23 protein-coding genes and 1 tRNA gene are annotated in these 25,309 nt (G+C 41.1%); 12 read left to right on the top strand and 12 right to left on the bottom strand.

The annotated features are described in order from the left end of the window. Nucleotides 1-41 precede the first annotated feature (41 nt). On the top strand, nt 42-2,441 hold the full coding sequence (locus AB4140_RS14735) for a zinc-dependent metalloprotease (protein ID WP_372001513.1): 2,400 nt from the start codon (nt 42-44) through the stop codon (nt 2,439-2,441). Between the two features lie 124 nt (nt 2,442-2,565). Here AB4140_RS14735 and AB4140_RS14730 read toward each other — a convergent pair whose 3' ends face one another. Continuing rightward, entirely contained in the window at nt 2,566-4,374 is a 1,809-nt protein-coding gene (locus AB4140_RS14730) for a protein kinase domain-containing protein (RefSeq protein WP_372001511.1), read from the bottom strand. A gap of 276 nt (nt 4,375-4,650) precedes the next feature. Between AB4140_RS14730 and AB4140_RS14725 the strand changes: the two genes are divergently transcribed. Then, nucleotides 4,651-5,007, top strand: a complete 357-nt coding sequence (locus tag AB4140_RS14725) for a hypothetical protein (protein ID WP_076540594.1) — start codon at nt 4,651-4,653, stop codon at nt 5,005-5,007. Between the two features lie 164 nt (nt 5,008-5,171). Next, on the top strand, nt 5,172-5,834 hold the full coding sequence (locus AB4140_RS14720; protein ID WP_372001509.1) for a thiopurine S-methyltransferase: 663 nt from the start codon (nt 5,172-5,174) through the stop codon (nt 5,832-5,834). 82 nt (nt 5,835-5,916) lie between these two features. On the opposite strand, the gene AB4140_RS14715 is transcribed toward AB4140_RS14720, so the two are convergent. After that, on the bottom strand, nt 5,917-6,948 hold the full coding sequence (locus AB4140_RS14715) for a porin (RefSeq protein WP_303503048.1): 1,032 nt from the start codon (nt 6,946-6,948) through the stop codon (nt 5,917-5,919). Between the two features lie 490 nt (nt 6,949-7,438). After that, on the bottom strand, nt 7,439-8,470 hold the full coding sequence (locus AB4140_RS14710) for a porin (protein ID WP_372001540.1): 1,032 nt from the start codon (nt 8,468-8,470) through the stop codon (nt 7,439-7,441). Nucleotides 8,471-8,878: 408 nt separating this feature from the next. Between AB4140_RS14710 and tcdA the strand changes: the two genes are divergently transcribed. Both tcdA and AB4140_RS14700 read left to right on the top strand, forming a co-directional pair. Next, complete coding sequence (gene tcdA / locus AB4140_RS14705; RefSeq protein WP_102436769.1) at nt 8,879-9,673, top strand: tRNA cyclic N6-threonylcarbamoyladenosine(37) synthase TcdA; 795 nt, start codon at nt 8,879-8,881, stop codon at nt 9,671-9,673. A gap of 242 nt (nt 9,674-9,915) precedes the next feature. Beyond that, nucleotides 9,916-10,527 (top strand): superinfection exclusion B family protein, encoded by a 612-nt coding sequence (locus AB4140_RS14700; protein WP_102436678.1) that lies wholly within the window; start codon nt 9,916-9,918, stop codon nt 10,525-10,527. A 95-nt stretch (nt 10,528-10,622) separates the two neighbouring features. Here the strand turns inward: AB4140_RS14700 and AB4140_RS14695 are convergent, their stop codons facing one another. Next, nucleotides 10,623-10,754: a DUF3149 domain-containing protein gene (locus AB4140_RS14695; RefSeq protein ID WP_076540587.1), complete on the bottom strand. Its 132-nt coding sequence runs from the start codon at nt 10,752-10,754 to the stop codon at nt 10,623-10,625. A 262-nt stretch (nt 10,755-11,016) separates the two neighbouring features. Between AB4140_RS14695 and AB4140_RS14690 the strand changes: the two genes are divergently transcribed. Further along, nucleotides 11,017-11,101 (top strand) — tRNA-Leu (locus tag AB4140_RS14690). 171 nt (nt 11,102-11,272) lie between these two features. Here the strand turns inward: AB4140_RS14690 and AB4140_RS14685 are convergent. The 3 genes from AB4140_RS14685 to AB4140_RS14675 all read right to left on the bottom strand — a co-directional run bounded on the left by AB4140_RS14685 (nt 11,273) and on the right by AB4140_RS14675 (nt 14,462). After that, a complete protein-coding gene (locus AB4140_RS14685) occupies nt 11,273-13,009 on the bottom strand; it encodes an ATP-binding protein (RefSeq protein ID WP_372001506.1) in 1,737 nt (578 codons plus the stop codon). A 9-nt stretch (nt 13,010-13,018) separates the two neighbouring features. Continuing rightward, the gene (locus AB4140_RS14680) at nt 13,019-13,552 is read right to left on the bottom strand and encodes a heme NO-binding domain-containing protein (protein ID WP_102436682.1); all 534 of its coding nucleotides are present in this window, start codon (nt 13,550-13,552) and stop codon (nt 13,019-13,021) included. Nucleotides 13,553-13,895: 343 nt separating this feature from the next. Further along, nucleotides 13,896-14,462, bottom strand: coding sequence for an outer membrane protein (locus AB4140_RS14675; RefSeq protein ID WP_372001504.1), 567 nt, complete (start codon nt 14,460-14,462; stop codon nt 13,896-13,898). Between the two features lie 556 nt (nt 14,463-15,018). Here AB4140_RS14675 and AB4140_RS14670 point away from each other — a divergent pair. After that, nucleotides 15,019-16,341 (top strand): anaerobic C4-dicarboxylate transporter, encoded by a 1,323-nt coding sequence (locus tag AB4140_RS14670; RefSeq protein ID WP_102475352.1) that lies wholly within the window; start codon nt 15,019-15,021, stop codon nt 16,339-16,341. 69 nt (nt 16,342-16,410) lie between these two features. On the opposite strand, the gene asnC is transcribed toward AB4140_RS14670, so the two are convergent. The 4 genes from asnC to AB4140_RS14650 all read right to left on the bottom strand — a co-directional run bounded on the left by asnC (nt 16,411) and on the right by AB4140_RS14650 (nt 18,553). Further along, nucleotides 16,411-16,872: a transcriptional regulator AsnC gene (gene asnC / locus AB4140_RS14665; RefSeq protein WP_076540553.1), complete on the bottom strand. Its 462-nt coding sequence runs from the start codon at nt 16,870-16,872 to the stop codon at nt 16,411-16,413. Nucleotides 16,873-16,993: 121 nt separating this feature from the next. Further along, nucleotides 16,994-17,671 (bottom strand): bifunctional tRNA pseudouridine(32) synthase/23S rRNA pseudouridine(746) synthase RluA, encoded by a 678-nt coding sequence (gene rluA / locus AB4140_RS14660; RefSeq protein ID WP_102436688.1) that lies wholly within the window; start codon nt 17,669-17,671, stop codon nt 16,994-16,996. A gap of 135 nt (nt 17,672-17,806) precedes the next feature. Then, complete coding sequence (locus AB4140_RS14655) at nt 17,807-18,097, bottom strand: hypothetical protein (protein WP_102436690.1); 291 nt, start codon at nt 18,095-18,097, stop codon at nt 17,807-17,809. Between the two features lie 36 nt (nt 18,098-18,133). Beyond that, complete coding sequence (locus tag AB4140_RS14650; protein WP_102436692.1) at nt 18,134-18,553, bottom strand: hypothetical protein; 420 nt, start codon at nt 18,551-18,553, stop codon at nt 18,134-18,136. 180 nt (nt 18,554-18,733) lie between these two features. Between AB4140_RS14650 and AB4140_RS14645 the strand changes: the two genes are divergently transcribed. Both AB4140_RS14645 and AB4140_RS14640 read left to right on the top strand, forming a co-directional pair. Further along, on the top strand, nt 18,734-19,726 hold the full coding sequence (locus AB4140_RS14645) for a 2-hydroxyacid dehydrogenase (RefSeq protein WP_102436694.1): 993 nt from the start codon (nt 18,734-18,736) through the stop codon (nt 19,724-19,726). Nucleotides 19,727-19,808: 82 nt separating this feature from the next. Beyond that, nucleotides 19,809-20,546, top strand: coding sequence for a dienelactone hydrolase family protein (locus tag AB4140_RS14640; RefSeq protein WP_102436696.1), 738 nt, complete (start codon nt 19,809-19,811; stop codon nt 20,544-20,546). A gap of 86 nt (nt 20,547-20,632) precedes the next feature. Here the strand turns inward: AB4140_RS14640 and AB4140_RS14635 are convergent, their stop codons facing one another. Continuing rightward, nucleotides 20,633-21,148 (bottom strand): DUF3332 domain-containing protein, encoded by a 516-nt coding sequence (locus tag AB4140_RS14635; RefSeq protein WP_102436698.1) that lies wholly within the window; start codon nt 21,146-21,148, stop codon nt 20,633-20,635. A gap of 287 nt (nt 21,149-21,435) precedes the next feature. Between AB4140_RS14635 and AB4140_RS14630 the strand changes: the two genes are divergently transcribed. From AB4140_RS14630 to ahpF, 3 genes are all read left to right on the top strand, one after another. Then, a complete protein-coding gene (locus AB4140_RS14630) occupies nt 21,436-22,179 on the top strand; it encodes a spermidine synthase (RefSeq protein ID WP_102475348.1) in 744 nt (247 codons plus the stop codon). Between the two features lie 345 nt (nt 22,180-22,524). After that, nucleotides 22,525-23,094, top strand: coding sequence for an alkyl hydroperoxide reductase subunit C (gene ahpC / locus AB4140_RS14625; protein WP_076540540.1), 570 nt, complete (start codon nt 22,525-22,527; stop codon nt 23,092-23,094). A 162-nt stretch (nt 23,095-23,256) separates the two neighbouring features. Continuing rightward, nucleotides 23,257-24,864: an alkyl hydroperoxide reductase subunit F gene (gene ahpF / locus AB4140_RS14620; RefSeq protein ID WP_102436702.1), complete on the top strand. Its 1,608-nt coding sequence runs from the start codon at nt 23,257-23,259 to the stop codon at nt 24,862-24,864. Nucleotides 24,865-25,309: the final 445 nt, after the last annotated feature.

Below are 25,309 nucleotides of genomic sequence, written 5' to 3'. Positions count from 1 at the left end.
ATAACAATTAACCTGAGCACAACAACAAGGGAGAGTGTTGAATGGATCGTAAAAGTATGGCGCTTGCTTCAGTCATGGCATTAACGCCAGTACTCATGGCAACCCCAATTATGACTTACGCTGCGACCTCAGCGGCGCAGAAAGTGATAAAGCAAAGTGACAAAGCCCAAGGGTTTATCAACTTTTATTTCCAAAATAGCTCTGGGGAATTGTTTTTAGAAGCAAACCGACTCAATGAGCCCTTTTTACTGATCAGCAGTTTACCCCATGGCGTTGGTTCTAATGATATAGGCCTAGACCGAGGCCAACTCGGGCAAACACGCATGGTGCAATTTGAGCGCCACGGTCCTTATATTCTGCTTAAACAGTTAAATACCTTTTATCGGGCATCAAGCGATAACCCAGCGGAACAGCTAGCGGTCAAAGAGGCGTTTGCTGAATCGGTATTATGGCGCGGTAAAGTGGTCGAAGGTAAAACGCCGCTAGTTGCGGTTAATGATCTAATGATTAATGATTTACATGGGGTTTCTCAGCGTTTAGCTGACACTAAGCAAGGCAGTTATACCTTGGATAAATCCCGCTCAGTTATCTTACCCCAAGGAGTTAAGTCATTTGAGCAAAATGCCGATGTCGATGTTTTACTGACTTTCAATAGCGCTAAAGCTGGCGAATTTGTTAAGCAGGTGACTCCAGATGGCAAGTTTGTTTCAGTGCGAATGCGCTACTCTTTTGTGGCCTTGCCAGAAGCGGGTTATCAGCCCCGCGCTTATCAGCCGATGAGTGGTTATTTATCAGATGAGTATTTTGATTACTCTGCGCCTATCGACTCGCCAGTAAGCAAACAATATCTTTTACGTCATCGACTTGAAAAAGTCACCCCAGGTATTGCTCCTAGTGAAGTGGTTAAACCGATTACTTATTATCTTGATCCTGGCGTGCCAGAGCCTATTCGCTCAGCATTACTCGATGGTGGCCGCTGGTGGGAAGAAGCCTTTAATGAAGCAGGCTTTATTAATGGTTTTAAGCTGGAGATATTACCAGAAGATGCCGACCCACAAGATATTCGTTATAACATGATCCAATGGGTGCATCGTGCGACTCGCGGCTGGTCTTATGGCGCGTCAATTAAAGATCCGCGCACCGGTGAGATCATTAAAGGCCATGTCACCCTTGGGAGTTTGCGGGTTAAACAAGACCACCTTATTGCTCGCGGTTTAACCGCAGGTTGGCAAGACCGAGATGCCGCTGCTGAGGCATCAATGGCCTTAGCATTGGCGCGTATACGCCAATTGTCAGCTCACGAGATTGGCCATACCTTGGGGCTAGATCATAACTTTGCCGCCTCAACCAATGACAATGCTTCGGTGATGGATTATCCCCATCCCAACATTACCCTTAAAGGGGATCAAGTTGATATTTCAGCGCCATACGTTGAAGGCATTGGTGAGTGGGACAAGTTTACTATTGCTTACGGCTATGGCGATAAAGCTAATGCTGACGAGCTAGTGAAACAAGCCAGAACAGCAGGATTGCGTTACATTGGTGAAGCAGATTCCCGCTCAGCATCAGCAAGCCATGCCTATGCAAGTTTATGGGATAACGGTAACTCTGCAGCAGCAGAACTAACACGATTAGAGCAAGTGCGCCGCAAGGCAATTGAGCAGTTTAATGCCAATGCCTTACTGCAAGAGCAGCCACTAGGTGAACTTGCCGATGTGTTTGTGCCAATTTACTTACTGACCCGTTTTCAAGTGGATGCCGCAGCGAAGTGGATTGGTGGCAGTGATTATAGCTATCAGCAGCATGGCTCAGCTGAGCGCTGGCATTATTTATCGCCCAAGTTACAAACTGAAGCCTTAAGCTCTTTATTAGCGCTACTATCGGCTGAAAGCTTAGCAGTACCGACTGAAGTCACTGAGTTATTAGTGCCTAAAGCAGGTAATTACCGCAAAACCCGAGAAAGCTTTGATTCTGGCATTGGGGTGTTAACCGACCCCATAGGAATGGCAGAGGTGATGAGCCGCCATGTGGTAAGCCGAATATTAGTTCCAGAAAGATTAAACCGTGTCAATCAAGGCTTTATGGATGATTCAGAGCAGTTATCTGTGGTGAGTCTCATCGATAAGTTATTGGCGAAAACGCTTTTTCAAGATTTACAGCGTGGGCAGTTGTTAGCTGTGCAGATGCGTGTCAATACCGTGGTATTAGATGAGTTACTATCTAGCTACCATAACGACAACACCTCAGCTGAAGTAAAAGCGCAATTGTTAGCGCGCTTAACGTATGCCGAGAAGCAATTAAAGCGCCGTAGCAATCGCGCCAGTAATTATCAAGCTGCCCATTTTGAATGGTTATTGCAAGGTTTAGCCAAAGGGCTTGAGTCAGCGGAGTATCGCTTTATTGCCAAACGTCTAATGATGCCACCGGGTTCGCCAATTTAGTTTTTTGCTATGAACTGCTCGTTATAAGTGCGTGGCTAAAAATGCCCTGTTAAGCCGGTATGCTCGGACTAACAGGGCTTTTTATTGGCAGTAATTTAGCCGATGAGATGACATCTGCAGATAATCACTCTGCTATTTGCTTTGGATTTTTAGGGTAAAAATGATCCGCTTTATGATCAATATGGGAAAACTGACGGGTATTTTTATAAGGCAGTTTCATAAAACCTGAGACCCCATGGCCTTGAATCTTACTGGCATGAAATAAGATTCTATCCAGAGAAGCTCTAAAAGCTGCTTGTTTTCTCGGGTTTAATAAGCGCAAATAACTGTGTATTTTTAGATGGTTAGGTAAGGCTTCAAAAATAATACAGCCGGTATGATGAATTTGGTTTATCCAACCCAGTTCTGTCATGATCTCGGTGGGCAGCTCAAGGTTCTCTTCAGGATCTTTACCATCTTCAAAGTAAGAATGTAGCCGCGAACGGCCTTCTGATGCGGGCACATCACCCACTTCAAAACTTAATTGCGCATCGTTGACCATTTTATATGGCTCAGATGGATTGTTTCGCTCTAAATGTAAGGTGTCTTTAGCGTTAAAAAAGCAGGCTTTAAATACCCCGATACGTCGAATGCCGCGGGCTAAGGTCACCATATTATTGACCGCTTGGATTAACACTTCCTTAGTGTCGGGGTCATAAATAGCAAGGTTAGAGTCGATATAGACGCCGCTTTTACGCCAATGAATGGCAAGGCCTCCCACAATCGGGTATTGGGCTAATTTACCCACTGCGGCAATAAAGCCTTTTTCAGTGTCACCCATGCCCGCAAGAAAATTACGGTAATATTTTTCTAATTGAATATCATCCATCTTCGTAATGGGGTCTTGGGTGTTATGTTCCTTTAAAAATGATTTTCTGGAACTGTAACTCACGGTTTCGACCTGTTTTTGCTTTGGTAAAACCCACAGTGGTATATCTTCAATTAACGGCTGAGCCCCAAGGTGTGGCAAGTGCATACGGTGATTGTGGCGCATGCTCTTTAAAAAATAATCACCGGCTAAATTACGTCTGCTGGGGTCATCGCTAAGCATGCCATCTAAAGTGCGGGCCAGCTCAATGGGTAAACCTAAACTACTGGCGGTGATCACTTTACTGCCAAAGCGGCTAATTTGCCCTGATGCCAGTGCGTATAAGGTGGCTGCCACCCCTTGCTCATCAAATCTTGGACTGGATAACGCCCCATTAAGCTGATCTTCACCGATAAAGTACACATCGCCCATTCTGGCGTTGGTGTGTTGTTGATCGCTCGACATCAAGGACATCACATTGTCTTCAACCGAGTTATTATGCTCATCACGTTGGGCAAACACCGCCGAGCCCCAATCAATGAGTGATAAATGTTCGTTTTCAATGTCATACACTAAATTTGATGGCTTAATATCGCCATGGACTAAGCATTTACCTGTGCGCAGGTAGTACAATAAATTGGCCAATTGCCGTGCAATGCTGATGATCATGGCTATGGGTAACGTCCCCATTCGGTGACAGATTTTATCGAGATCTTCACCTTTGGCTCGCTCCATGACCATAATGCCTTGCTTGCCGACCCGCTCAAATTTGATGGCGTTAGGGACATTAGGGTGCACTAATTGACTGAGCATGAAGGCTTCTTCTTCAAGTCTATCTTGCACGCTTCGTGGCAGGGTAATGCGGGAAAACTTAAACACATGGGATTGGCTAATATCATTGATACCCGCAAACACAAAGCCATAGGCACCTTTGCCGATAAACTCGATATCATGATAACCAAGCTTGCTTAGTTGCTGTTTACATAAACGGATCCAGGCTCGATGCTTACGGGCATCTTCAGCCTTGAGCAGGTAAACTGATTGCTCTTCATTGATATAAAAATGCTGTAACTGCGGTGTTTGCAAAATTAACTTCCTATGTACCAAGGTGCCTGTTGAGTGTATTGGTATTGGCTTATCTCATAAACTCATATTTACACATTGCTGGCAAGCTATTGGATTGATTGAGCCGATTTTTTTTCTGTTTTAGCCTTTATAAAGCAAATTAACCTCACCTAGATCTCAAACCGACCTATCGTAAAAATTAGCTGTTGTAAACTTTGACGTGAGTCAAATTGTTTTGTGCGTTAGGTAGGTAGTATTTAAGTAAGTAAAAATATTCGGTTTAATCAAGGAGTGCTTATGCCTACCATTAACAAAGCGGATTTAATTTCACTATTTCCTTTTCCACGGCAACGTATTTTACAGTCGATGGAAGTTACTCACTGTCCACATGCGGTGTTTTATAATGCCAGTGATGAGCAATGTACTACTTGTCATCAGGGCGAAGAGTGCATTTGGATGAATCATAATGATGAACTGGTGGCCCTTGAGAAAAAATCAGTGGAAGATCTGAAACAACAGTTGTTGATTGCGGTGGACTTTATTGACTCGAATTTGAGCCCACATCATTTATCACGTCGTAATTGTCAATGTGATAACTGCAAGTGGCTTAAAAAAGTTCAGCATGTGCTTCAAGGTAAAGCTGAACAAGAGTAGCAGACATTGCCATTACTGTTGCTTTATAGCTTAGGTTTAGTCAATCAAAGTTGTCGTTTGTCGGGTTCAAACTGTGGTTTACGGGTTTAAGCTTTTTAGTGTTGCATCTCACTTTTAGAGTGATTAGAGTTAGACGCATTATTTACTGACTTGAGTTTATCTACATGGAAGCGAGTTTTTGGCATGAGAAGTGGCAGTTACAACAAATCGGTTTTCATCAGCCGCAAGTGAATCCATTTTTAGTAAAGTATTGGTCTACACTTGCCGTCGATAACAGCGCAGAGGTGTTTGTACCTTTATGTGGCAAGTCATTAGACATGTGTTACCTTGCAGAGCAAGGCCATGATGTTGTTGGCTGTGAGCTAAGCCAAACCGCTGTTGAGGACTTTTTTAGCGACAATAATTTGCCTGTGAGCATGACTTCGCAAGCTGAGCATCAATTTTTTTGTGCTGATCAAGTAACCCTTATTCAAGGTGATATTTTTACCCTACCATTAACGGCGACAAAGTCGATTCAGGCTTTTTACGATCGCGCAGCCTTAATTGCTTGGCCAGAGCAAATGCGCCAGCAATATGCACAACAGCTTGCCAAGTTAATTCCGGCTAAAGTTAAAGGGTTATTGATTACCTTAGATTACCCACAAGCCGAGCTTAATGGCCCGCCATTTGCGGTGAGCCCGCAGTGGATTGAACAATACCTGGCGCCATATTTCGAGATTGAATTACTCGAGTGCGCTGATGTACTAGCGGATAACCCTCGATTTTTAAATAAGAATGTCTCTTGGCTAAATGAAGCGGCTTATTTGTTAACCCGCAAATCATCATAAACTTTTCTCTATTGTTTTAGTGAGCTGCAGACAATAAAAAAGCGACCATCAGGTCGCTTTTCAGTTGTAGACTAACTCGTTGTTAGAAGTCGTAACGCATACCTACACTGAAGACATTATCGTCTTCAAGATCTGTCTTAGCATTAGCCATGGTGTAATCACCTTCATACATAGCGTAATGGGCAAACACTAAGGTTGATTTAGCAACGCGATAATCAGCACCCACTGTGATATTTTGCACATTGACATCATCTGCGCCTGCTTCACCTAGATTTTTGTAGTAGTTACCAAAACCTGCTTCATCAGCACCGTACTCTACTTTCAAGTTTACGCCATTTAAGTTGTAAGCTAGGTTAATAAAGTAAGTATTGCCGTCTTGATCTGAATTAGTCACACTTTCTGAGTTTTGGAATAAACCACCAATTTTAAAATCGCCGGCTTTAAATTGTGCTACTGCGCGGTATGCATCAATACCACCAATGGCTTTGTTATAAGCACCAGCAACATAGTAATTGTGTTTTTTAAGGCCTTTGTCACCAAAGGTCACGCTTAAGGCATATTGAGAGTCATCAGAGGCTTGATTATCTTCCATTAAATAAGTGGCATTAATGGTAAACATGTCAGCAATCAGCGGAGAATAGTACCAAAAACCATCGGCACTACGGGTTTGGCCGCCAACTAAACGATCCATATCGGCATTGGTGTTACCAAAAATATCCACACCACCTTCAGCAGCTTTAAATACGGTATCGTTACGGCCGACTAGCACTGAGCCGCCTTCAGTTTTAATTCCTAAGTAGGTGTTACGCGCTTTGAAAACATCACCTTTGCCAGACGTGTTCTCTACCTGAAATTCCATTTGGTATAGCACTTCAACGCCATCAGTAATTTTTTCACTGCCTTTAACGCCTAAGTTTGAGAAGTTATTTTCAATGTAAGTACCACTTTCACCTAGGGTTACACCGTTAGTGCCGCCTTGCAGGGTTGCACCGGTTTCGGAGTTGGTGATAGATAAATCTAAGCGACCGTAAAAATCAGGACCGTCGGCTAACGCAGCGAACGAAGTGAGGGTTAAAACCGATACAACTGATGCAGATAATAATGTCTTTTTCATCTTTCATACTCCCTTTAGAACATGATGTTCTATCCCCATTTATATGGGATTGTTTTAGTGGTATTTTTCGCAGAACACTCTGCGTAACAAACTTGTTGCAATATTTACAGGTTTATCGTTAAAAAGTTGTGGCCTAGATCAAGTTTTTTGTTTTGAGGTAAAATTGGCGTGTAAAAGATGTGATAAATGCTGTGTATTTGGGTTTTGGTTAACACTTTTATAGCGTTATACCTATTTAGAGAGGTTCACATCTAATTAAAAATGCGCTAGCCCAGTAATTTATGAGATCTACATCAGGTTTAGGGATTGCTTAAGTGGGAGCTTTGAAGTGTTGTTATTGCAGTTTTTTTAGCTATTAGGTCATTAAAATCAACCTCTAATGACTAAAACAAAAAAAACGGCCTAAATAGACCGTTTTTAATCATCATATCGGTAGATAAATTAACGCTTAAAAACGATGATTAAGCCGTTAATAAGTCGCTGTGATGAGTTAGAAATCGTAGCGTAAACCCACAGTCACGATATCGTCATTTAAGCTTTGGCTAGTTTGGTTTAGTACCATGTCGCCATCATACTTAGTGTAGTGACCATATACTAAGGTACTTGGGCTAACGCGGTAATCTGCACCAACACTGAACTGGTTGATTTCGAAATCGCTCATGTTTTCTAAGCTAGAAGTATCATTAGCAAAACGGCTAGCGTACTTACCAAGACCTGAATCATCATAACCGTAAGCGGCTTTAAGCTTTAGGTTACCCATTAGGTAAGCTAGGTTTACGTAGTAGCTATCACCTTCAAGATGAGCTAGTTCAGCTTTTTGGCTTTTACTGTTTTGGTATAAACCGCCAACAATAAAGTCACCAAATTTAGCTTGTACTACACCACGGTATGCTTCTACATCGCTGATACCATCTTGGTATGCTGCAGCTGCATAAAAGTTATGTGTTTTAAATGCTTTATCACCAACAGTTGCGCTTAATGCATACATAGAACTGCTAGTTGATTCGTGATTATCATCCATTAAATAAGTCGCATTTAATGTCACTAAATCTGCAATTTTTGGTGAGTAATAGCTAATGCCATCAGCTTCACGGTTTTGACCAACAACTAATAAATCGATATCAGAGTTACTGTTACCAAATAAATCAAATCCACCTTCTGCTGCTTTGAACACAGTGTCGTTACGACCCACTAATGCAGTACCTGCAACTGTTTTAATACCTAAAAAGCTGTTACGAGCAGCAAAAGTATTACCAGAGTTATCAAAGTTAGAAACGCCGAACTCCATTTGATATAAGATTTCTACGTCATCACTGATTTTTTCAGAACCTTTAACACCTAACCATGAAAAGTTATTTTCAAGGACAGTGCCATCTTTTTGGTTTTGAGTTGCAATACCTTCACTAGAGTTAGTGATTGCAAGATCGGCGCGGCCATAAAAATTTGGGCCATCAGCTAGAGCAGTAAAAGAGGTCATTGCAGTGCAAGATAAAATAGCTGCAGTGATCAGTTTTTTTTTCATCATCTTAATCTTCCTTTGGTAAGGGCTTGATTTTTATCAGCTATGCTTGCTGATATTGATAGAAAATAACGACTGGGTTATCAACCTTATCGTTATTCATAGTAATTCCTGTTCTGTGGAGGATATTGCCACAAAAAGCTCATACCAAAGTGTGATCTATGTCACTTTAGGTTGGATTTAATTTATATGTATCATTATGATTTACAATGACTTAAATCGTAGTTAACAGTTTTATTGGTGCGGTTAACTGGCTTTCTTTGTTTTTGCTGCATGTTGCGGGTTTAGGTAATAGGTGTTTCAGCGTGTAACTAGGGTTTAACTAAGGTTTAATTGAGGAATACATTCAGATCTGCGTTGATTTCGTATAAAATACCGCCCCCACATTGAGAGTTTAAAGAGCAATACATGTTGTCTGAATCATACTTAAATCGTTTTGGTGGTATAGGTCGACTATACGGTCAAGCGGCATTGGAAAACTTTGCTAATGCACATGTCGTGATCATCGGTATTGGTGGGGTAGGGACTTGGGTCGCTGAATCGCTGGCTCGAAGTGGTATAGGGCAAATAACACTGATTGATTTAGATGACATATGTGTCACTAATACCAATCGTCAATCTCACGCAATTGCATCCACCATCGGCCAGTCCAAAGTTGAAGTAATGGCGCAGCGAATTATTGAAATTAATCCTGAGTGCGTGGTGAATGAAGTCGAAGACTTTATCACTGTCGATAATTTGGCGGAGCATCTGGGTAGTAAAGCCAGTCCGTTAGCGATTGATTATGTGGTTGACTGTATTGATGCCGTCAAACAAAAAGCGGCGTTAATTGCATGGTGTAAAAGAAATAAGCTGAAAATTGTCACCGTAGGTGGCGCGGGAGGTCAAACCGATCCCACTCAAATTCAGTTAACCGATTTAGCTAAAACTTATCAAGACCCATTATTAGCGAAAGTCAGAAACATTTTGCGTAGAGAATATAACTTTTCAAAAAATGTTGCCCGCAGGTTTGCCGTTGACGCAGTGTTTTCAACGCAACAACTGGTATATCCTCAAAATGATGGTAGCGTCTGCAGTACTAAAAATAGCGCCGATGGCAGTATGAGAATGGATTGTGCGTCAGGCTTTGGCGCAGTGACTATGGTTACTGGCACTTTTGGTTTTATTGCTGCAAGTCGAGTATTAGCCAAATTGGCAGCCAAATAATGTATACAGAATGCCAATATTTTTAAGCTTAACGTTTAGCTTATCAATCTCATTTAACCTATAGCTTAGTTTCGATCTTCATGGCGCATTAAACAGCTTATTTGATGCGCCTAACTGCCGTTGTTTGCTCTTCCCTCTAAATAAGTCATTGCGTTAACTGCTTTTATTCATTTCTCATTTTATTGGCATTGAAATTGCTTTACTAAGTCTAGATTCAAAAATCTGACACTGTGGATAGCATGATGATGAAAATGAAATTAAAGGCTGTAAATTTAGTGAATATCAAACGCGTTTTAGTCAGCACTATGCTGTGGTTAGTGATCGCTTGTGCGGTATTATTAGTTGCACCTCAGCACGTGCTTGAGACGCTTTCTTTGTCGGCTCTGGTGTCAGATTATGGCCATTTTATTGGCTTAGGGCTCATTGTTGGTGCCGCTTTTTTCTTAAGCCAATTATTCACCTTTGTGGTTGACGAGTCGATTGGGATTTTAAAAGAAAAACGCGCTGTTGAAACCATAGAAGCCAAAGTTAAGTTACTCGATCCCGCTGAGCGAGCGTTACTGCGAGAGTTCTTTTTACAGGGAGCGACAATTTTGGCGCTACCGCAAAACGAATTGGCAGTTAAAGGTCTAGTGGACAGTAATATTTTAGAGTTAGTGGGTAATGAGCGTCACTATGCGATTCAAGGACCGACTGCTGAGTATAAAATTTCAATGAAAGCGCGTTTGTATTTAAATCGTGAAGTATTGAGATTACCCGCAGGCGAGCCAAGTAAGGAAGAGCTTAATCACCTTATTAAAGCGCGACCACAGTTTGTAAATGGTCTAGTGCAATCTAGAAAGCATGCCGCGTAATCTAAAAATTAGGTTTAATAAACATAAAAATGGGGGCGAAAGCCCCCTAAAGAAACAAATAACAAATAACAAAAATTATAGAAGGAGGGTAGTAACTATTCCTTAGGAGCAGATTTCACAATAAACATCCACATCATGTAAGACATGATCCCCATGGTGCAGAAGATAACAATCATTGACAGCAATCCGATTGCGTTACCAAACATTAAATCTAACCAAAAAGCCATAATCATTATCCTTTCATTGTAAAACTAGCTTTAACATACTATTTTCATTTCTTAACATTTATGATCTTGATCAATAAAGTCAGTGCTTTTTAATGGGGAAGATTTATTAATGTCGATTAGCGCAAATTTACTCTACTTGAATGAGATTTAAGCTATTGAGATTGATTTGATCATTTTGCTTATGAAAGGGCTTGCCATTGTCATTGGCCTAGGTATAATTCCGTCACTCAATTGAGCCAAGCTTGATTGACTACAATATGATGCCAGCGTGATGAAATTGGTATACATGGGGGATTCAAAATCCCCTGTCGAAAGACGTGTCGGTTCGAGTCCGACCGCTGGTACCATCTCCTCTTTGAGGATAAAACCGACGTAAGTCGGTTTTTTTGTGCTTGAAATTTACCAAGCCAGGTTTAATTTCCTAATAGTAATTGTGTTGATTTCGTTCATTTCGTTCATTGCGTTCATTGCTTTGTTGTATGAGACACAATTACCCGCTAAAGCGCTAGCTTCGAAAGCTAAATATCATAGTGTTGTAGCCTATAGCTCCATTTTTTTAACGCGGCCTCCAACTCTTTAAGTTTATAAGGTTTGTGTAAAATGTCATTCATGCCTGATTCAACGCACTCAGCGACTTCAGTGGATGTTGTGCCAGCCGTTAGTGCAATTATCGGTTTAGTATAACCCTGTTTACGTAAGTACTTTGTTGTTTGAAATCCATCTAAAATGGGCATACGGCAATCCATTAAAATGATATCAAATTCATTATTTTTTAAGACTTCAAGGGCTAGTTCTCCATTATCAGCGAACTGATAGTTAATGCTAAATTTATCTAGCATCATCCCTAAAATAACTTGATTGGTCTTGATGTCTTCTACGGCTAAAATGCGTAGATGATTGATACTGTGAGTATTCCTGTTTACCTCAATAACACTTTGGTTATTTTCTACGGCAAGTTCAAGGGGAAGCTTAACGGTAAACTCTGTCCCTTTATCAAGGGTACTGACGAAGCTGACCTCACCATTCATCAATTCAATCAACTGCTTACAAATGGATAGCCCTAAACCTGTTCCTTCAAACTTTCTTTGGCTAGAGTTATCGACTTGGGTGAAGGGCTCAAATAAGCTTGCTTGCTTATTTTGGGGGATGCCGCAGCCAGTGTCAGAGATAATAAAAATCAATGACGTGTCTTGCCATGATGTGTGTAGATGAATCGATCCTTGATTGGTAAATTTAACTGAATTGCCGATTAGGTTAATTAGGATTTGTTTAATCCTGTCTGCATCCCCAAGCAGGGTGGTAGGTATTGATTGGTCATTTTCGCAACTGAATGTCAGTCCCTTGGCTTTGATTTTCTCAGTAAAAATTTGTTCTATGGTATCAATTAGGGTTTGCGGGCTGAAAGTGGCTAATTTCAACTCAAGCATACCAGCGTTCATTTTGCTGATATCAAGTAAGTCATTAATAATAACTCGAAGCATTTCTCCCGCTTGATGTACGCTCATGAGTAATTTTTTTTGGTAGCTGGTAATGGAGGTGTCCTCCATGAGCTCCGCTGCCCCAAGTAAGCCATTTAAGGGGGTTCTTAATTCATGGTTAATCATTGCCACAAAGTCACGGGTCGACTTTTCAGAGTGTTCCGCTCTTATTTTTTCCTTAATGGTTTTGTTAAGTAATAATTGGCGCTGAAAAGAGGCACTTATCATATCGGCAATTAAACAGTACTGTTTTTCAATCACGCGATGCCAGCTTTCTTGAGGGCTGGTACGGAAAATAAAATGTAATCGGCCCACTTTTTTAGGTCCAAATTGCAGATATACTACTAGCTCGGTTTTATCTTGATTCCATTGGAAGTTATTTTTCGGGGTTGGAAACTCATCAAAGGTGGTTGCTTCACCGGATTGTAAGTGTTCATTTTCTAATATATCCAAGCTGGAAGACAGCCGGATTGCTTTAATACTGGCAGTATCCATCAGATCTTCAAGTAATTGTTGGATCACCTGCTCACTGGGAGGGACTTGTAATAACTGCGAGTTATAATGTGACAGGGTGGATTCTAATTTATTGATGAAGATCAGCAGTTGTTCATCTTGTTCAGCTTGTTTTTTTGCAACAACTAAAGAGTCTTCCACAAGTAATTTTGCGAAATACAGTTCGGTACTTTTTTCTTCCAATAGCGATTCAGCTGCTTTGCGAATTTTAGTTTCTCGTTGAATCTTTTTCTTAAGCAGTTCTATTGTTTTTTCACTATCCATTTATAAAGCCTAAACTTTGGTCAATGTAAAGCGAACCTGAGAACCGTCCGCTTGAATCGGTTTCATTTGGATATCAATTTTTTCATTATAATATTCAGCGCAGCCTTCAATGAGGCCAAAACAAACATGAGAAAAACAACGGGCAGAAATATAATCTAACACCATGTCATATTCACTGCTTGAAATAAGGTCAAACTTGGGTGGCTTTGCATCGCCGTAAAGCTTTTTAACTTCAAGATGAATATATTCTTCGACTTGGGTAATAAATTGAAAAGTCGAGCTCGAGTTAATTTTAAGCTCTGGCATACTGTCTAGTAAATTAGTGAATACTGATTTACCATATACAGCCTGTAATTCTTCAATACTGATACCTGTTATTTTACTCAAAGAGATAATCAGTTTTACTAAATCCTTATGATCGTAGGTGCCAGCGGAGGTATACACTCCTTCATCTGCATTTTCATCAAGTATTTCTTGGCATACTTCTAAACCAAATGTGCTTTCAACAAGTTCTAAAAACTCAGAAAAAATAATACCCTTCATAATCATCCTTAATTAATGTCTTTGTATTGAGTATAGGCATAAAATGACATTACTCTGCAGTTAATCGCAGTTTTTTAGATAAACAGGAATGTTGTAAAACTATTCTGATACTCGGGCGAACTGATTTCGTCAGCGATGAAACTTAGCAAGGTTAGTTATTATTGGGGTGATTGCTCAGACAAGCTCTGAGTCTTTAATCCTTTCAATCGTGACCTATGTGGAATGGATGCGATCGCGTAAATAAAGTTGAATAATAGTGTTCTTATTTTCAGCTAATGAAAAAGGATGCCAAGGCATCCTTATTTGTTTCATCGGCTATAGAGACTTTAAATTGGCGTTAAGCTTAGAACTTATAATCAATAGCCAAATACACTTGCTGTGTATCATTTAATGAGTAGCTGGCACTATTCGCCCCGTTAGATGCGTTTACATCATAATCTTGTTTTAAATAGCGGTAACCCACTTCAGTAGACCAGCTGTTATTAATGTTATACATCAAACCTGCTTGACCGCCCCATACAAAGGTATTTTTAGAGTCAAAGCCACTGTCTTTAATCCCGTTATGCGTCATACCTGCAGTTGCACCAACAAACCAGTTCATTTTATTACTGTCACCTAAGCTAACAAGGTAATCATATGATAATAAAAAGGTTTGTTGTCTTGCTATATCATCAGAGTTATAGCCGTAGGTGGCGTATATACGGTTGTTATCATTGAGGTAGTTACCCACTCTAAATTGGTAGCTTATATCTTCTTCTATATTTCTCTGATTACTTTCTGCACTAGATTTCATTTTATAGGTATCTTGCTGATAACCTGTTGCGCCACCCACAAACCAATCTGATGCCATAGCAGGAACTGACATTACCGATGAGATTAAACCCGCGAGAACAAGATGCTTCGTTTTCATTTTTTACTCCAAGTGTAAATAATCACTATTAATAATTTCTCACAGTGTTTTTTTGCTGTTGAGGTCACCATAGTGCGAGCTAGCTGAATCGTTACTGAATAAAATCGTTGCTATTTTCATATCGCTTAGAAGAGTTATGTATTTTTTACCAGGGTAGAACTGGTTTTATCACTGGTTTTTTGCTGGCAATGTTTTGGCTTAAATAGGCTCTGGGAAACTGCAATCGAATTAATTTTTGAATCGAGGTGCCATATCACATATGACTTAATTATTGGTAGATCACAAATATGAAAGATAGTTATGGGATTGTATGCGCTTTGTCACTTTATTGTTTTTTAGCCCACTTTTGAGGATGATTTTTCATGTATAACCTTGTATGTGGCTAAGTAAGAAAGATAACTAAAATTTAAGCCATAAATTCAGATAATTGAAACATATTTTGAAATTGTATCGATATGATTTTGTCGATAATTAACGCTGTTGTTGAGTTAGCTAATGGCTTAGTTGTCCCAAGTCAGGTTCGAAAACGATAGGGTTTTGCTAAGGAGATTGGCTAATGTTTTATGTTCACATGTTGTTATTGCTTGCAGTGATCTTTGTGGGGATCCGTCATGGCGGGGTCGCATTTGGGTTATTAGGAGGCTTAGGGGTTTCCGTATTAGCGTTTGCTTTCGGAGTCGCCCCCGGTTCACCGCCTGTCAGTGTGATGTTAATTATTTTAGCGGTTGTCGCGGCATCAGCGACGTTAGAAGCAACTGGTGGCCTGAAATTATTGGTTAAGTATGCTGAAAAACTATTAAGAAAACACCCCAATCAAATTACCTTTTTAGGGCCATTATGTACTTATTCATTAACTGTGTTAGTGGGTACGGGTCATTCGGTTTATCCATTATTACCGGTTATTTATGACGTGGCCTATAAAAAAGGTATCCGCCCTGAGCGTCCTTTAGCAATGGCTACCGTGGCATCACAAATGGGCATTACAGCCAGCCCAATTGCCGCAGCCGCCGCAGTGGTTATGGCAACGGCAATGGATAATCATCTTGATATTAGCTTAATCAATGTTTTATCTGTCACTATCCCGGCGACTTTAGTGGGCGTATTAGCAGGTTGTGCTTGGAGCTTAAATCGCGGTAAAGATCTTGATAAAGATGAAGACTTTCAAGCGCGTTTAAAAGATGACGAGTTTAAAAACAACTTAATTGACCCAGAAATTGAAACGGATGACCAAGCCCATACTGATACCATAGCTAAAAGAGGTCTAATGCTGTTTTTAGGCGGTATTTTATCTGTGATCATGTTGGCAATGTTCAGCAAAGAATTACTGCCTGAAGGCGTAAAAATGTCGGTAGCCATTCAGTTTATGATGCTATCCGTTGGCGCCATTATTTTACTGGCAACAAAAGTCTCGCCGCAAAAAATCGTTAGCAGCAATGTGTTTACAGCCGGTATGACGGCGGTGGTGATTATCTTTGGTATCGCATGGTTAAGTGACACCATTATTGGCCACCATAAGAGTTACTTAGTGAGCTCATTGAGTGATTTAGTTAGTGCTTACCCTTGGTCGTTTGCCATTGCGATGTTTATGGCATCAATATTCTTAAAAAGTCAGGCAGCCGTGCTAACCATTATGTTTCCGCTGGGCTTTGCATTAGGCATTCCTGCCCCTGTGCTGATTGGGGTTATTCCAGCCTGTTATGCTTATTTCTTTTTCCCGTTTTATCCAAGTGATTTAGCGGCAATCAGTTTTGACCGCTCTGGTACCACTAATATTGGTAAGTACGTCCTAAATCACAGCTTTATTGTGCCTGGATTTATTGGGGTGAGTACCGCAACAGTATTAGGCTACTTCCTATCAACAGTGGTGATAAACCATTAGTCTATCGCCAGATTAACTGACAAAAATGCCCAGCAATTGCTGGGCATTTTTGTATCGACAATTCAGTGCTTAAGGCTTAACACCGCGAACGATAGGATTTTGCAGGCTTATCAAGGTTTCTGTCGATTGAATTTCATCGATTGATTGAATGCGGTTAATTAACACGTGCTGTAAGCCATCGATTGATTGGCACATCACTTTGACAAAAACACTGTAATTACCCGTGGTGTAATAGGCTTCTACCACTTCTTCAAGGGCATTGAGTTTGGAGATCGCGGCAGGGTAATCGCCGGCACTTTTTAAGTTAATCCCAATAAAACAGCAAACGTCATAACCTAGAGCTTTGGGGTCTACTGTAATGCGCGCGCCAGTGATAATGCCGGCTTGCTTCATTTTTTCCACTCGTACATGAATGGTGCCGGCACTTACTGCAAAACGCTTTGCCAGCTCTGCAAATGGGGTTCTGGCCTCTTGCATTAATGCTTCTAGGATTTGGTTATCTAGCTGGTCACGCTGAAATGGAGTTTCCATAGTAAAATGCCTAATTAAATTATAATTAGACATTAATTTACGGATAAATGTGATAATTGGCTATCAAAAAGTTCTCATGATTAGTTTTTTACTAAGCACTTATCGTCAATTGTGACTGATATTATTGTGTATCTAAGGGCGTTATAAACGGCACTTCAGCATTAAAGGTTAATGGCGTTTGATGGTAAGGATGCTTTATGGTTAATTCAGCTGCGTGCAATAACAGCCTGTTTGATAGACTTTTGGCCCAAGGATCAGCATAAAAGCCATCACCTAAAATTGGGTGGCCAATTGCCATCATATGTACTCTAAGTTGATGGGACCGCCCTGTAATAGGCGTTAGCTTAACCAGTGTTGATTTTTTCCCATAGCTTACCACTTCAACATGGGTTAAAGACGGTTTCCCCACAAGGTGATCGACTTTCTGTTTTGGTCTATTAGGCCAGTCACAAATTAAGGGATAATCAACTTGCTTAACGGCCGGACTGACATGGCCTGCGACTCTGGCATAGTATGTTTTGGCGGTTTCACGATCGCGAAATTGCCGTTTCAGTTCACGCTCAGCGTTACGCCTTAACGCCACTACAATGACCCCTGAGGTAGCCATATCAAGTCGATGGACAATGTGTGAATTAGGAAAGCGTTCAAGCACTCGGCTATAGATGCTGTCATGATATTGGGCTTGGCGGCCAGGAATAGACAGCAATCCAGATGGCTTATTCAAAACGATAATATCTTTATCTTCATGAATAATATCTAACCAAGGATCGGTTGGGGGAGTATAGATAAAGTCTGCCATGTGTTGCGCCTAGCCTTAATAGAGAATGCGCGGCAAAGATACCTATCCCTTGGCGTGAGTGCAAGTCATCTGAGCCTATTTAAGAGGGTTATAGCTTTTATACAAAACTTGAACTAATGGTTTATTAAAAAGCTTTTATGAAAATGCATTGCCGTTAACGTGCATGATGGTGAATGTCCACACCACAAAGGCTAGCGGAATATGGACTAAGGCATAAAAACCTTGATCTAAGCGCGATAACCCTTGGGCGTTCCAAATTAAAAACACATGACTGAACACCACTAGCGGAAATAACGCCATTAAAGGGTAGAGTGCAAATGGGCTCGCATCAGCAAAAATACTGTGGCTGAGTAAAGCCCAAAAAACCATAAAACTTGTGGTTAAAGGCGGTGTTGCTAATCGATATTGTTCTGGGTAAGGGAACATTTGTTAACCTTAAGTTTGATGTGTTGTAACCCTAGGTTAACCTTTTATTTCCTTTTTGCCATGTATTACTTTTCTATGAACCACTGAATAATGTCTTAAACCCGCAGGGCCATGGGATACGATGACAGATAATAGGATGATAAAAATAGTAATTTCAGGTTTCCAGTTGGCCATAGGGATAAACAGCAGTAATAGCAGTACTTTAAAAATAGTCAGTACTCCTTTTAGCTGGATAAGCCAGCGCCAATCTCTGATGACTTCCCATGACAATAATGCAAGTCCACTGACCATGGCTAAGATCCAGTAATTGAGCCAAAGTGGTTGCTCTAAGCCAAGAAGAATGCCACCGCCAGCGCCGACTACACCAACAATATGTAATGCTCTCAGGCTGGTTTTTCCTAGACGTTGAATCCAAAACTGAACTTCTGAAACTGCTTGCTGCTGCTTTTTTGACATGTCTATACACATATTCCTGTGAGTAATGTCTCAGCTTAACAAGAAGATCTAAAATGTTCAGCGATCTGTAGCAAAAACTCAATTATTGTTATGCTTTAACCAAACGCTCAATTGCACTGACATAGGTAAAGTCGGGCAATCCATTTTTAATGAGCCAAATAAACAACACAGGAGTTAAGGATGAAAATCGGGTTCTTTAGTGCTAAGCACTACGATATTCAGCATTTTGATGCCATGAATACAGGCTTTAACGCAGAGATTGAATATTTCGATTATCGACTTTGTATGCAAACAGTAAAACTGGCTGATGGTTTTGAAGTGGTTTGTGCTTTTGTCAATGACTCCCTATGTGAAGAGGTATTGGTTGAGCTTGCCAATGGCGGTACTAAGATTATCGCCATGCGCTGTGCAGGCTTTAATAATGTTGATTTAGATGCCGCTAAGCGCTTAGGTATCACAGTGGTTAATGTGCCTGCCTATTCGCCAGAGTCTGTGGCTGAACATACCATTGCCTTAATGTTAACCCTAAACCGTAAAATTCATAAAGCTTACCAACGTACTAGAGACGCGAATTTTGCCTTAACTGGCCTGGTGGGCTTTAATATGCAAGGTAAGACCGTTGGAGTGATTGGCACCGGTAAAATTGGTCTTGCTACCATCAAAATATTGCAAGGCTTTGGCTGTAAAGTGGTGGCTTACGATCCGTACCCTAATCCTGCAGTTGAGGCATTAGGCGTTGAGTATATTGACTTAGAAGCACTCTATCCTCAATGTGATGTAATTAGTTTACATTGTCCATTAACACCTGAAAATCATCACCTGTTATCTGCTAAGACATTTGAAAAAATGAAGCCTGGGGTGATGGTGGTTAATACCAGTCGTGGTGGCTTGCTCAATGCCATTGATGCCATGGAAGCGTTAAAAACCGGTAAAATTGGTTCATTGGCGTTAGATGTTTATGAAAATGAAAAAGAGCTGTTTTTCCAAGATAACTCTAATGAAATTATTCAAGATGATGTCTTTAGAAGGCTTTCTGCTTGCCATAATGTTATTTTTACCGGACATCAGGCGTTCTTAACCGTTGAAGCGCTTAATGCGATTGCCCAAACGACCTTGCAAAATGTCACCGACTTGCTTGATGGTCAGCGCTGCGTAAATGAACTCACCAACTAGTGCCGTTGTCGCTCGAGTTTGTAAAGGATTGAGAAAAATCGACTTAACCCAAGCTTAGGTTACTTAACAAGGAATCAGCAATATGATCATTACCAAAGAAGTCCACGATATTGAAACCCCAACAGGTGATATGCGGACTTATGTATATCGCCCAGATGCCCCTGGGCAATTTGCCAGTATCATATTCTACTCTGAGATTTTTCAACAAACTGCGCCTATTGCCAGAAGTGCAGCCATCTTAGCCGGACATGGTTTTGTGGTGTTAGTGCCAGAAGTTTTTCATGAACTGAATCCGCTAGGCACTGTGCTTGAGTATGACGATGTGGGTAAAGATAAGGGCAATGCTGATAAATTTGCTAAGCCCTTAGAGCAACATGATAGCGATACTCAGGCGATTATCGACTTTGCCCGTAGCCAAGCATATTGCAGCTGTAAAGTGGGCGCGATGGGCGTGTGCATAGGTGGCCATTTGGCTTTTCGTGCAGCGTTAAACCCCGATATCAGCGGTGCTTTTTGCTTATATCCCACAGATATCCATTCAAATACCTTGCCCTGTGAGCCAGAGAACGATTCATTAACTCGCTGTGGTGATATTAATGGTGAGCTGGTATTAGTCTTTGGCAAGCAAGATCCTCATGTATCTAAAGCAGGCCGAAAAGCCATTTATCAAAAGTTAGAGCAGCTTGATACCAACTTTAGCTGGTTAGAGGTGAATGCTCAGCATGCCTTTATGCGTGATGAAGGCGAGCGTTATGATGCGGCATTAGCACTGCAAATGTATTTGCAAGCGGTGAGCTTTTTTCAGCGCACCTTAAAGTAAAACCTTGTTAGGATCAGTAAAAAAATAAGCCCTGAGTGATACTCAGGGCTTATTAATTCACGACATAATCGCAAATGAATTATGGCTTAAGCCGCTTGTTGATATTGCGCTAATTCAGCAAGGCTTACTTGAGCCACTAGCATGTCATCAAGATAAAAATCGATATGCTCTTCGCCTTTACTGCCAATCAACTCTTGCTTAGAGCCATCTTCATAAGCCAAGGTCATCACCAGAGTGCGCTCATCCTGTTGACTAATTTGTGCACTTGATAGTTTAACTGGCGCCGTTTTAAAGTCGTCGCTAACGTGCTTATTCATTTTAAAAATAGCATCAGTTGGTAAATCAACTACCGCTTCTTTATCTGTTAATGGGTTAGTCCCGGTCCAGAACTCAATGCTGTTAAATACAAAAAGATCAGCTGTAGCTGCTAAACCATAAACTGGCGACAATAATGCGAATAAACCCGCACGACCATAACGGTTGTCGACAGTATCTAAATTTAACTTAGTGACCATTTGGCTTGTGGCCATTTGTCCCATACAGCCAGATAGTTGGCTACAAGTTACGATCATTGCAGCAGTTGCTAAAAACTTCTTTTTCATTTCATCAATCTCTTATTTTTTTATCAGCTGCGGATTATAGGCATTTCTCCCTTGGAGTATGTGATGGCTGTCACGTCAGTGTGTTGGGTTATTTATGGCTAAGTATCTGAAATGTTGAACTAGTTTGTTTACTGTGTGCAGGTTGGCTAACTGTTGCTATTGCTTGGTTGTTTTTAACGATTGGTGAGCTAAATGTTGGGGTTTTAGGGGCAATAAAAACTGCTTAAAAGATCTATTTATGCGGTATAATTTCGCCGAATATCCTGCCTATAAACCATGAGAACTCCATGTCAGAGTACCAGCTGTTACACCATGTCAGTGACGATATCGGCCCCATCTATGTATTAGATGATGGCGATTTTCGCGTGTTATCTTTTGGTGACAATGACGAGCAGAGTAAAATACTGAAAGCGGCGCCCCATATCCCTCAGCATACCTATGTTCAGGCCATGCTAGCGGTACTGCTATTTAGCAAACCTAAAAGTGCCATCATATTTGGCCTTGGTGGCGGCGGGCTGGTGCATGCACTTAGACGTTTTGATGCCGGGATTAAGCTGACTGCAGTTGAGTTGCGCGCTGATGTGATTGAGATTGCTAAACGCTATTTTCAATTGCCTATTGGCAAAAAGCTTAAAATTGAACTTGATGATGGCGGCACATTTTTAGCCAGAGCTGAACACAAAAAAGTGGATATTATTTTTGCTGATATGTATATCGAGCAAGGGGTTGATGAAAAGCAATTAACCAGCGAGTTCATTGGCACTTGTCATAAAGGCCTTAAAGCGGAAGGTTTTTTAGTGCTTAACTGCTGGAAAGAGCACAGTAAAAGTGAGCTGCTAAAGCAAGTGTTATCAGCGCACTTTGCCAATGTTTATGCCACTTTAACAGGAGGGGGAAATTGGGTGGTTTACGCCAGTAAGCAGCCACATTCTTTTAGCTCAGCTTATAACAAACAGCAGTTGCAGCAATTATCGCAACAGCTTGATTACCCAGTAGGGCGTTCACTGACACGTTTCACTCAATGGGAATAGCTGTTAGCAAATGATAGTGGCACTTGCGGTGCTAGTACTAATAACTAACGAACGAACAAGCAACCGATTAATGACAGCCTTTGCCTCAACAGTTTGGCTATCCTGCTAATTGTTTATTTTTTGCTTTAATTAATAGCCATTGCTCACCTTTACACCAACGAATGCTCGCTTATCGAGCATTTCGATTGCCAAGGTTTATTTAGTGTTCACTTTCTAAAAAATCGATTAGGGTGATAGTTTTTACCCGTTATATTTAATTCTAACTTGTCGCTATTATCTATTCCATCAAACAGATACAGCTACACACTAAATTAGAATTTACTTTAAATATAACGGAGCACACCCATGACTCAATCAATTATTAATTCAACTATCAAGCCATTTTCTGCAACTGCTTTTCACAATGGTGACTTTGTTTCAGTAACTGAACAAGATTTACTGGGCAAATGGTCAGTAGTATTTTTCTATCCAGCTGATTTTACTTTTGTATGTCCTACTGAATTAGGCGACATGGCAGACCATTACGCTAAGTTACAAGAAATGGGTGTTGAAGTTTACTCAGTATCAACAGATACCCACTTCACTCATAAAGCATGGCACTCAAGTTCAGACACTATCGGTAAAATTAACTACCCAATGATTGGTGACCCAACTGGCGCAATTACTCGCAACTTCGGTGTGATGATTGAAGAAGACGGTTTAGCACTTCGTGGTACGTTCGTAATGAACCCGGAAGGCGAAGTCAAAGTTGCTGAAATTCATGACCTAGGTATTGGCCGTAGCGCAGCTGAATTAGTTCGTAAAATTCAAGCAGCACAATATGTTGCATCACATGACGGCGAAGTATGTCCAGCAGCATGGCAGCCAGGTGAAGACACATTAGCACCATCAATTGACCTAGTAGGTAAAATCTAAACCACTGGCGTTAATTCTCTCCAATAGCTGAGTCGCCTCATCCACGGTTCAGCTAAGTTTCATCACACTCCAATCTGCCTGGTTCTTTGTTAATGCTAAATGGGTTTAGCATTTATGAATTAGGCTTTTTTTTGGCTCAACTTCAATACTAGGAGCACACGTATGTTAGATGCGAATATTAAAAATCAACTGAAGACTTATCTGCAAAACCTTAAACGACCAGTTGAACTTGTCGTGTCAGCAGACGATAGCCCGAAAGCAAAAGAATTGAGCTCTTTAGCCAATGATATTGTTGGCTTATCAAACCTTGTAAGCCTTAAAGAGCAGCAAGGGATCCGAACCCCATCAATGAGTATCATTAACCCAGAACTTGGTAGCAACATTAGCTTTGCTGGTTTACCTATGGGCCATGAATTTACCTCGTTAGTGTTGGCACTACTGCACTCAGGTGGCCACCCAATTAAATTAACCGATGAGGTTATTGGGCAAATTAAAGATCTGCCCGGTGAGTTTAAGTTTGAAACCTACGTATCACTAAGCTGTCAGACATGTCCTGAAGTGGTACAAGCACTGAATATGATGGCAGCGATTAACCCCAATATTACTAACGTGATGATTGATGGTGCATTATTCCAAGATGAGATTAATGACCGTAATATCATGTCAGTACCGACGGTATATATGAATGGCGAGCCATTTTCTGTTGGCGCCATTAGCGTAGTAGAAATTTTAAATAAGTTAGACGTCAATGCTGTAGCACGACAAGCAGAACAACTAAATAATAAACAAAGCTTTGATGTATTAGTGGTTGGTGGTGGCCCTGCAGGCGCATCTGCTGCCATTTACGCGGCGCGTAAAGGCCTGCGCACTGGCATAGTGGCTGATAAGTTTGGCGGTCAAGTGGCAGAAACTGTCGGCATTGAAAACTTTATCTCAGTGTCAAAAACCGAAGGGCCAAAATTAGTTGCCAATCTTGAAGCTCACGTGAAAGATTACGATGTTGATGTCATGGACAACCAACGGGCGCTATCCCTTAAATCGGGTGAGCGTTTTGAAATCGAACTTGAAAGCGGCGCGATTTTATCAAGTAAGACCATATTGTTAGCAACCGGCGCGCGCTGGCGTGAAATGAACGTCCCTGGTGAGCAAGAATACCGCGGCAGCGGCGTAGCCTATTGCCCACATTGTGATGGGCCGTTATTTAAAGGTAAGCGCGTCGCTGTGATTGGCGGCGGTAATTCTGGTATTGAAGCGGCTATCGATTTAGCGAATATCGTTGAGCACGTTACTGTACTTGAGTTTGATACTAGCCTTCGCGCTGATGAAGTTTTGCAGCGCAAAGCCAACTCAATGGGTAATATCACCATCATCACTGAAGCGATGACCACAGAAGTGCTAGGTGATGGCAAACGCGTTACCGGGCTCACTTATACCGATCGCAGTACTAACGAATCGCATAATGTCGCGCTTGAAGGGATTTTCGTTCAAATTGGTTTAGTGCCAAATACTGAATGGTTAAAAGACACTGTAGAGTTAACTAATCGTGGTGAAATTATTGTTGATGGCAAAGGCCAAACTTCCATACCAGGGGTATTTGCCGCAGGTGATGTCACTAACTCAGCCTATAAACAAATCATTATTGCCATGGGTAGCGGCGCGACTGCCTCACTCGGTGCCTTTGATTATCTGATTAGACACAGTGAAGCTGACATGTCAGCGGCTGAGCAAGTTGAGCTTGAGTCTGAAAAAACTGAGACAGAAGCGGCTTAATTAGTCGCAATGACAGTGTTGTAACGAAAACGAATCACTTTGTTCGTGCTCTTAATCGAAAAGCGCTGATAGAAAAGCGTTTATAAAGTGCTTAACGCATTATTGAATTTTGACAAAAAGCCAGCTTATTTAAATAAGCTGGCTTTTTTTGTGTTTAGCGCTGTTAAAAATAACGCACTGGAATGGTTATTAAAGGGGCTCCTGAATCAGTGAAAAGGGGGGGGAGCTGCTGACTAATAGTGAAATTTTATTTGGTTATATTCATTTTTAACGCCATCGCAAAGGTGGTTTTTTTATCTCTGAATCAGCTTATCCGCCTTAGCCTCGCATAAAACCTAAGTGATATCCCACAACTTCATGCTGGTAAAAACAATATACTGGCCGTTTGCTGCTTTGTTAGGCGAGTAAAGCAGCCTTTATCGGTTATTATTTCACGCTTTGTTAT

Origin of the sequence: Shewanella sp. 10N.286.51.B2 (assembly GCF_041469265.1) — a bacterium.
Lineage (GTDB): Bacteria > Pseudomonadota > Gammaproteobacteria > Enterobacterales > Shewanellaceae > Shewanella.
The sequence above is the reverse complement of the archived record's forward strand: the minus strand, read 5'-3'. Positions and strand labels throughout refer to the sequence as shown.

Coding starts and splice junctions, on each gene's coding strand:
- AB4140_RS14735 (WP_372001513.1), top strand. CDS start 42: ATGGATCGTAAAAGTATGGCGCTTGCTTCAGTCATGGCATTAACGCCA.
- AB4140_RS14725 (WP_076540594.1), top strand. CDS start 4,651: ATGCCTACCATTAACAAAGCGGATTTAATTTCACTATTTCCTTTTCCA.
- AB4140_RS14720 (WP_372001509.1), top strand. CDS start 5,172: ATGGAAGCGAGTTTTTGGCATGAGAAGTGGCAGTTACAACAAATCGGT.
- AB4140_RS14715 (WP_303503048.1), bottom strand. CDS start 6,948: ATGAAAAAGACATTATTATCTGCATCAGTTGTATCGGTTTTAACCCTC.
- AB4140_RS14710 (WP_372001540.1), bottom strand. CDS start 8,470: ATGAAAAAAAAACTGATCACTGCAGCTATTTTATCTTGCACTGCAATG.
- AB4140_RS14700 (WP_102436678.1), top strand. CDS start 9,916: ATGATGAAAATGAAATTAAAGGCTGTAAATTTAGTGAATATCAAACGC.
- AB4140_RS14695 (WP_076540587.1), bottom strand. CDS start 10,754: ATGGCTTTTTGGTTAGATTTAATGTTTGGTAACGCAATCGGATTGCTG.
- AB4140_RS14685 (WP_372001506.1), bottom strand. CDS start 13,009: ATGGATAGTGAAAAAACAATAGAACTGCTTAAGAAAAAGATTCAACGA.
- AB4140_RS14680 (WP_102436682.1), bottom strand. CDS start 13,552: ATGAAGGGTATTATTTTTTCTGAGTTTTTAGAACTTGTTGAAAGCACA.
- AB4140_RS14675 (WP_372001504.1), bottom strand. CDS start 14,462: ATGAAAACGAAGCATCTTGTTCTCGCGGGTTTAATCTCATCGGTAATG.
- AB4140_RS14670 (WP_102475352.1), top strand. CDS start 15,019: ATGTTTTATGTTCACATGTTGTTATTGCTTGCAGTGATCTTTGTGGGG.
- asnC (WP_076540553.1), bottom strand. CDS start 16,872: ATGGAAACTCCATTTCAGCGTGACCAGCTAGATAACCAAATCCTAGAA.
- rluA (WP_102436688.1), bottom strand. CDS start 17,671: ATGGCAGACTTTATCTATACTCCCCCAACCGATCCTTGGTTAGATATT.
- AB4140_RS14655 (WP_102436690.1), bottom strand. CDS start 18,097: ATGTTCCCTTACCCAGAACAATATCGATTAGCAACACCGCCTTTAACC.
- AB4140_RS14650 (WP_102436692.1), bottom strand. CDS start 18,553: ATGTCAAAAAAGCAGCAGCAAGCAGTTTCAGAAGTTCAGTTTTGGATT.
- AB4140_RS14645 (WP_102436694.1), top strand. CDS start 18,734: ATGAAAATCGGGTTCTTTAGTGCTAAGCACTACGATATTCAGCATTTT.
- AB4140_RS14640 (WP_102436696.1), top strand. CDS start 19,809: ATGATCATTACCAAAGAAGTCCACGATATTGAAACCCCAACAGGTGAT.
- AB4140_RS14635 (WP_102436698.1), bottom strand. CDS start 21,148: ATGAAAAAGAAGTTTTTAGCAACTGCTGCAATGATCGTAACTTGTAGC.
- AB4140_RS14630 (WP_102475348.1), top strand. CDS start 21,436: ATGTCAGAGTACCAGCTGTTACACCATGTCAGTGACGATATCGGCCCC.
- ahpC (WP_076540540.1), top strand. CDS start 22,525: ATGACTCAATCAATTATTAATTCAACTATCAAGCCATTTTCTGCAACT.
- ahpF (WP_102436702.1), top strand. CDS start 23,257: ATGTTAGATGCGAATATTAAAAATCAACTGAAGACTTATCTGCAAAAC.